The organism is Rhizobium aethiopicum (assembly GCF_014197535.1).
GTDB classification, from domain to species: Bacteria; Pseudomonadota; Alphaproteobacteria; order Rhizobiales; family Rhizobiaceae; genus Rhizobium; species Rhizobium aethiopicum_A.
On sequence record NZ_JACIFV010000005.1, the window covers coordinates 319,565 to 326,220 of the forward strand.

General features: G+C 60.5%; 6 protein-coding genes. All 6 read right to left on the minus strand.

Going from position 1 to position 6,656, the window contains the following annotated elements:
- Window positions 1-25 precede the first annotated feature (25 nt).
- Window positions 26-979: a peptide ABC transporter ATP-binding protein gene (locus GGD53_RS10695; RefSeq protein WP_184455665.1), complete on the minus strand. Its 954-nt coding sequence runs from the start codon at window positions 977-979 to the stop codon at window positions 26-28.
- Window positions 976-1,992 carry an ABC transporter ATP-binding protein gene (locus GGD53_RS10700; protein WP_184455667.1) on the minus strand — a complete coding sequence of 339 codons (1,017 nt, stop codon included), beginning with the start codon at window positions 1,990-1,992 and terminating at the stop codon, window positions 976-978. Before GGD53_RS10700 ends, GGD53_RS10695 begins: the two co-directional genes overlap by 4 nt.
- Entirely contained in the window at window positions 1,992-2,882 is an 891-nt protein-coding gene (locus tag GGD53_RS10705; protein ID WP_184455669.1) for an ABC transporter permease subunit, read from the minus strand. The genes GGD53_RS10700 and GGD53_RS10705 overlap by 1 nt, the downstream gene beginning before the upstream one ends.
- A gap of 9 nt (window positions 2,883-2,891) precedes the next feature.
- Window positions 2,892-3,896 (minus strand): ABC transporter permease subunit, encoded by a 1,005-nt coding sequence (locus GGD53_RS10710; RefSeq protein ID WP_184455671.1) that lies wholly within the window; start codon window positions 3,894-3,896, stop codon window positions 2,892-2,894.
- Between the two features lie 87 nt (window positions 3,897-3,983).
- Window positions 3,984-5,579: an ABC transporter substrate-binding protein gene (locus GGD53_RS10715; RefSeq protein WP_184455673.1), complete on the minus strand. Its 1,596-nt coding sequence runs from the start codon at window positions 5,577-5,579 to the stop codon at window positions 3,984-3,986.
- Window positions 5,580-5,914: 335 nt separating this feature from the next.
- Complete coding sequence (gene rirA, locus GGD53_RS10720; protein WP_064800737.1) at window positions 5,915-6,397, minus strand: iron-responsive transcriptional regulator RirA; 483 nt, start codon at window positions 6,395-6,397, stop codon at window positions 5,915-5,917.
- Between the last annotated feature and the right edge of the window lie 259 nt (window positions 6,398-6,656).

Genomic DNA, 6,656 nt, shown 5'->3' on the forward strand with positions numbered 1-6,656 from the left:
TTCCTCTCAAACGGCGGCTCCCCGCTCAATCGAGCGGGAAGTGACAGGCATATTGTTGCGTGCCTTCTCCGCTTAATTCGGGAGAAACCTGGCGGCAATAGTCCTGCGCCTTCCAGCAGCGCGGATTGAAGTGGCAGCCCGACGGTGGCTTCAGCGGTGACGGCAATTCGCCCTGCAGGCGAATGCGGTTCTTCTCGCGCTCGGGATCGGCAATGGGCGTGGCCGACAGCAAGGCTGCCGTATAGGGATGGCGCGGCCGGGCGAAGACCTCGGCGGCGGGACCGGTTTCGACCGGGCGGCCGAGATACATCACCATCACCTCGTCGGCGATATGATGGACGACGGAAAGGCCGTGCGAGATGAAGAGATAGGCAAGGCCCATTTCCTTCTGCAGGTCCATCAACAGGTTCAGCACCTGCGCCTGGATCGACAGATCCAGCGCCGAAACCGGCTCGTCGAGCACCAGCACCTTCGGCCGCAGCATCAGAGCGCGGGCGATGGCGATGCGCTGGCGCTGGCCGCCGGAGAACATATGGGGGTAACGGCCGTGATGTTCCGGACGCAGGCCGACGCGGGCCATCATCTCCTCCACCTTGCGGCGGCGGGCGCTGGCATCAAGATCGGTATTGATCTTCAGCGGCTCGTCCAGAATTGCACCGACCTTCTGGCGCGGGTTGAGCGAGCCATAGGGATTCTGGAAAACGATCTGCACCTGGCTGCGCAGGCTGCGGTCGCCGACCCGCGCCGGCTTGCCGTCGATCAGCAATTCGCCGGCCGTCGGATCCTCGATCATCGTGACCAGACGGGCGAGCGTCGACTTGCCGCAGCCGGATTCGCCGACGACGGCGAGCGTCTTGCCGGAATGGAGGCTGAAGCTGACGCCGTTCAGCGCCCTGACCGTGGCGTCGGCTTTGAAGAGACCACGGTTGACGGTGTAGAAACGGGCGAGATCCCTGCCCTCGAGAACAGCGCCTGTCATACCAGGTCTCCTGCAGTTTCATTGGCCATGACGCCGGGATGCCCGAGCGGCTTGCCGTCCTTCAAAGGATAGTTGCACAACGCCAGCCCGAGTTCCGGTCCCTGGCGCACCACACCGCGCTCGCATTCGACCGTTGCATAGCCGCAGCGCGGGGCGAAAAGACAGCCCGTCGGGCGGCCGTGCTGGCCGGGAACGACGCCGGCGATTGAAGGCAGACGATGGCCGACCTGAGCGCGCTCCGGCAAGGCGGCGAGCAGGGCTGCCGTATAGGGATGATGCGGGTCACGGAACAGTGCCCTCACCGGCTGCTCCTCGACCTTCTGGCCGGCATATTGCACCTGCACGCGCTCGGCGGTTTCGGCGACGACACCCATGTCATGAGTGATCAGCACCAGCGCCATGCCCTGCTCCTTCTGCAAGCGCACGAGCAGATCGAGGATCTGCGCCTGAATCGTCACGTCGAGCGCGGTCGTCGGCTCGTCTGCGATCAGGAGCTTCGGATTGCAGGCGAGCGCCATGGCGATCATGACGCGCTGGCTCATGCCGCCCGACATCTGGTGCGGGAAGTTCGACAGGCGGTCTTCCGGCGCCGGAATGCCGACGAGGCTCAAGAGTTCGATCGAACGTTCGCGGCGCTCTTTCCGGTTGAGGCCCATATGGACGCGCAGGGTCTCGCCGAGCTGGAAGCCGACCGTGAAGCACGGGTTCAGGCTCGACATCGGCTCCTGGAAAATCATCGCCATCTCCTTGCCGACGATCCGGCGGCGCCGGCGGGCGGAGATGCCGCGCAGATCCTGGCCGTCGAACTGCATGCGGTCGGCGGTGATCCTGGCGGTCCAGGGCAGAAGGCCCATCAGGGCCAGCATGGCAACGGATTTGCCCGACCCGGATTCACCGACGACCGACAGGATCTCGCCCTTGTCGCAAGTCAGCGACACGCCGTCGACGGCGCGGAAAAGACCGGATGACGTCTGGAACTCGACAGTCAGATTTTCGATTTCGAGGAGCGGCATCACGACCTCTTCAGCTTGGGGTCAAGCGCATCGCGCAGGCCATCGCCCATCAGGTTGATGGCAAGAACGGTGATGAGGATGGCAAGACCCGGAAATGTCACGACCCACCAGGCGCGCGAGATGAACTCGCGTGACTCGGCAAGCATGGTGCCCCATTCGGGTGTCGGCGGCTGGGCGCCCATACCGAGAAAGCCGAGGGCGGCGGCATCAAGGATCGCCGCCGAGAAGGCAAGCGTCGCCTGAACGATCAGCGGCCCCAGACAGTTCGGCAGGATCGTCTTGAACATCAAGCGCAGCGTTCCCGCGCCGGCGACACGTGAGGCGATCACATATTCCTTCTCACGTTCTGAAATGACCGAGGCGCGGGTCAGCCGCACGAAATGCGGCTGGTTAACCAGCGAAATCGCGATCATCGCATTGGTAAGGCCGGGACCCAGGACCGCCACCAGCACGAGGGCGAGCAGCAGCGACGGGAAGGCCAGGATGATGTCCATCAGGCGCATGATGGCGGTATCGATCCGGCCGCGGAAATAGCCGGCGACGAGGCCGATCAGGACGCCACATATGACCGACAGCGTGACGACCACGACGCCGATGAAGAGCGAGAAGCGCGCGCCATAGATCAGCCGCGAGAGGATATCGCGGCCGACCGCATCCGTTCCGAGCGGGAAGGAAGCGCTGCCACCTTCCATCCAGGCCGGAACCGCGAGTAGCACAGCGCGGTTCTGCTCGTTCGGCGTATGCGGCGCAAAGACCGGTGCGAAGATCGCAACGACGAGAATGACGACAAATACAACGAGGCCGATGACGGCGCCCTTGTTACGGGAGAAATAGTGCCAGAATTCCGCAAGAGCGGAAGGCTGGCCGGTTTTGACGGTGACCGTGCTCATGGGCCGCTCCTAATGACGAATGCGCGGATTGATGAAGCCGTAGAGGACGTCAACAATCAGATTGACCAGCATGATGACGCCGGCGATCAGGAGAAGACCGCCCTGCACCACCGCGTAATCGCGCTTGAACACCGAATCGACCATCCATTTGCCGATGCCCGGCCAGGAGAAGATCGTCTCGGTGAGGATGGCGCCGGCAAGGAGAACGCCGATCTGCAAGCCGATCGTGGTAATCACGGGGATCATCGCATTGCGTAGCGCATGCACGCCGACGACGCGCAGCGGCTTCAAACCCTTGGAGCGGGCGGTGCGGACATAGTCCTCGCCGAGAACCTCGAGCATGGCCGAACGCGTCTGGCGGGCGATGACGGCGAGCGGGATGGTCGCCAAGACGATGGTCGGCAGAATGAGATAGCTGACGGCCGAGGCAAAGGCCCCTTTCTGACCTGACAGCAAGCTGTCGATCAGCATGAAGCCGGTCACCGGCTTGAAGAAATACATCAGCGAGATGCGGCCGGAAACCGGCGTCCAGCCGAGATAGCCGGAGAAGAAGATGATGAGCAGCAGACCCCACCAGAAAATCGGCATGGAATAACCGACGAGGGCGACACCCATCACGCTCTGATCGAACCACGTGCCTCGCTTGACGGCCGCAAAGACGCCGGCGGGCACGCCAAGACAGACGGCAAGGATGATGGCGCAGAACGAAAGCTCCAGCGTTGCCGGAAACAATGTCAGGAATTCGCCGAGGACCGGCCGCTTGGTGACGATCGAGGTGCCGAGATCGCCGTGCAGGACTTTTACGAGATAGTCGAAATATTGCACATAGACGGGCCGGTCGAAGCCGAGATCGTGCATGATCTGGGCGTGACGTTCCGGTGCCATGACACGCTCGCCCGACAGAAGCATGACCGGGTCGCCGGGAATCAAGCGGATGAACGAGAAGGCTATCAGTGAAACGCCGAGGAACGTCGGGATCAGCACGGCGAGACGGCCGATGAAAAAACGCAACATAGCAGGTTTTCCAATAGTTTCCGGCGGTCAGGGGAGCCTGACCGCCGGCCGCACCCGGCGTTAACCGGGCAGTTTACAGATTTTTTATTATTCGGAAATGTCCACACCGTCGAAACGGTGAATTCCGAGCGGATCCATGAAGAAGCCCGAGACCTTCTTGCTCATCGGAACGAAGACTAGCGAGTGGTCGAGCGTATTCCAGGGCGCTTCTTTCTTGAAGATCAGCTGAGCCTGCTCATAGGCCTTCGTGCGTTCGGCAACGTCGGCCGTTTCCTTGGCCTTCGTCATCAGATCGTCGAATTCCTTATTGCACCACTGAGCGCGGTTGTTGCCGCCGACAGCGTCGCAGCCAAGCAACGTATCCATGAAGTTGTCAGGGTCGCCGTTGTCGCCGGTCCAGCCGAGGATGACGGCGCCGTCGCGCTTCTTGTCGGACGAGAGCTTCAGATATTCGGCCCATTCATGGGTGACGATTTCCGCCTCGACACCGACCTTGGCCAGGTCGGCCTGCATCAGTTCTGCGGCGCGACGCGCGTTCAGCATGTACGGACGCGAAACCGGCATCGCCCAGATCTTCATCTTCAGACCCTTGACGCCTGCATCCGCCAGCATCTTCTTCGACGCTTCGGGATCGTACTTGTCGTCTACGACGGCGTCGTTATACGACCACATGGTCGGCGGGATCGGGTTCTTGGCAACGGCCGCGGCACCCTGGAAGACGGCATCGACGATCGCCTGCTTGTTGATCGCCATGTTCAGCGCCTTGCGGACTTCGGCCTTGTCGAAGGGAGCGATCAAGGTGTTGTAAGCGAGGTACGAGACGTTCAGGCCGGCCTGCTCCTGAACGACCAGATTTCCGTCCTTCTTGAGTTCGGCGACGTCAGCCGCATTCGGATAAGGGATGAGGTGGCATTCGCCGGCCTTCAGCTTCTGCGCGCGGACGGCGGCGTCAGAGGTGATGGCGAAAACCAGATCGTCGATCTTTTCCTTGCCCTTGAAATAGGTTTCGTTCGCCTTGTAGCGGATGACGGCATCCGGCTGGTAGGCGACAAAGGTGAACGGGCCGGTACCGAGCGGCTGCTGGTTCATCTGCGCCATCTTGCCGTCGGCGGCGAGCTTGTCGGCATATTCCTTGGAAATGATCGAGGCGAAGTCCATGGCGAGGTCGGCCAGGAATGGCGCTTCCGGGTGGTTGAGCGTGAACTTGACCGTGAGGTCATCGACCTTCTCGACCGACTTGATCAGGTCGGGGAAGCCCATGCCGGCTGCATATTCGTAGGAGCCGCCCTCGACATACTTGTTCCACGGATTGTCAGCCTTGAGCTGGCGCTCGAAGGAGAAGATGACGTCGTCGGCGTTGAAATCGCGCGACGGCGTGAAGAAGTCAGTGGTCTGGAACTTGACGCCGGGATGAAGCTTGAAGGTGTATTCCTTGCCGTCGTCCGAAACGCTCCAGCTGTCGGCCAAACCGGGTTCGATCTCGGTACCGCCATGCTTGAATTCGACGAGGCGGCTGTAGACGGTGCGCGAGGACGCGTCGAAGGTCGTGCCTGCCGTATAGAGGCTCGGGTCGAAGCCTTCCGGCGAACCCTCGGAGCAATAAACAAGGGTCTTGGACCAGGCCGACGTCGCCATGACCGAAATCAGGGCCGTCGCTGCCAGCATGACAGAGATCTTTTTCATAATATTGTTTCCCGGTTGTTCTTTTTTGATGTCTGGAGACCGCACATAGGCATCCCGATCGACGGTCGATGGAACGACATTTATCTACTGAAAGCAACGGCCTACGGAGAAAATTTTTCCAGCTGGACAATTTTAGAAATTTTTAGTCAAAAATCAGCCTCATTCGGAAATTTTCGGACAAAAATGTCCGGGATTTCGTCGTAATTTGGATAATTGCGCCCTCTCAGCAGCGCATGTTGGACATTTCAGCACCCTAAGTGCAACCGGACAGCGCAAACAAAAACCGCGATCGCCGAGGCAACCGCGGTTTCATAAGTCTGTCCTGTTTCTTGAAATCAGGCGGCGGGGGCAACGGCCGCCGGCTTGCGGTAGTGGTGCTCGCCGGTAATTCCGAGGAGGAAATTGATCTGGGGACGGGCCTTGACGAGGTCGTCGATCGAATATTCCGAGAGCACGCCGAAGAAGGCGTTCAGCGCCTTGCGGAGCGCCGAGTTCAAGCCACAGCTGTCGACCAGCGGGCATTCGACCATGCCGTCATCTTCGAAGCATTCGGCCATGGCGAAACTGTCTTCCGTGACCCGGACAACGTCGAAGAGCGTGATTTCGGCCGCCGGCTTGCCCAGGCGCACACCGCCGTTGCGGCCGCGCACCGTCTCCACCAGGCCGGCCTTGTTCAGCGGCTGGAGGATCTTGAAAAGAAAGAGTTCGGAAACCCCGTAGGCCTTGGCAATTTCCGGAATCCGGCTCAGCTGCCCTTCGTTGGCAGCACAATACATCAACATGCGAACCGCATAGTTGGTCTGCTTCGTCAACCGCATGCCGATCTCCTGACTCGTGCCTGTTCAGACGTATATAGGCGGTTTGGTAGTTTTGAACAATTCCAAAATATGAAATTTGCATTCAGCTTATGAGGCCATTTGCCGGGAGGTCAATCCTGCTCCACGATCTTCTGGTTACAGTCCAAATTGGCCTGCCGACACTTAATCGGCATAGGGGGCGATCGATGTGATCGCACCCCTGCCACACCACCCGGCATGCGGGTCCGCACCGGGCGGTTCGAGAGATTGAGGTTTACGC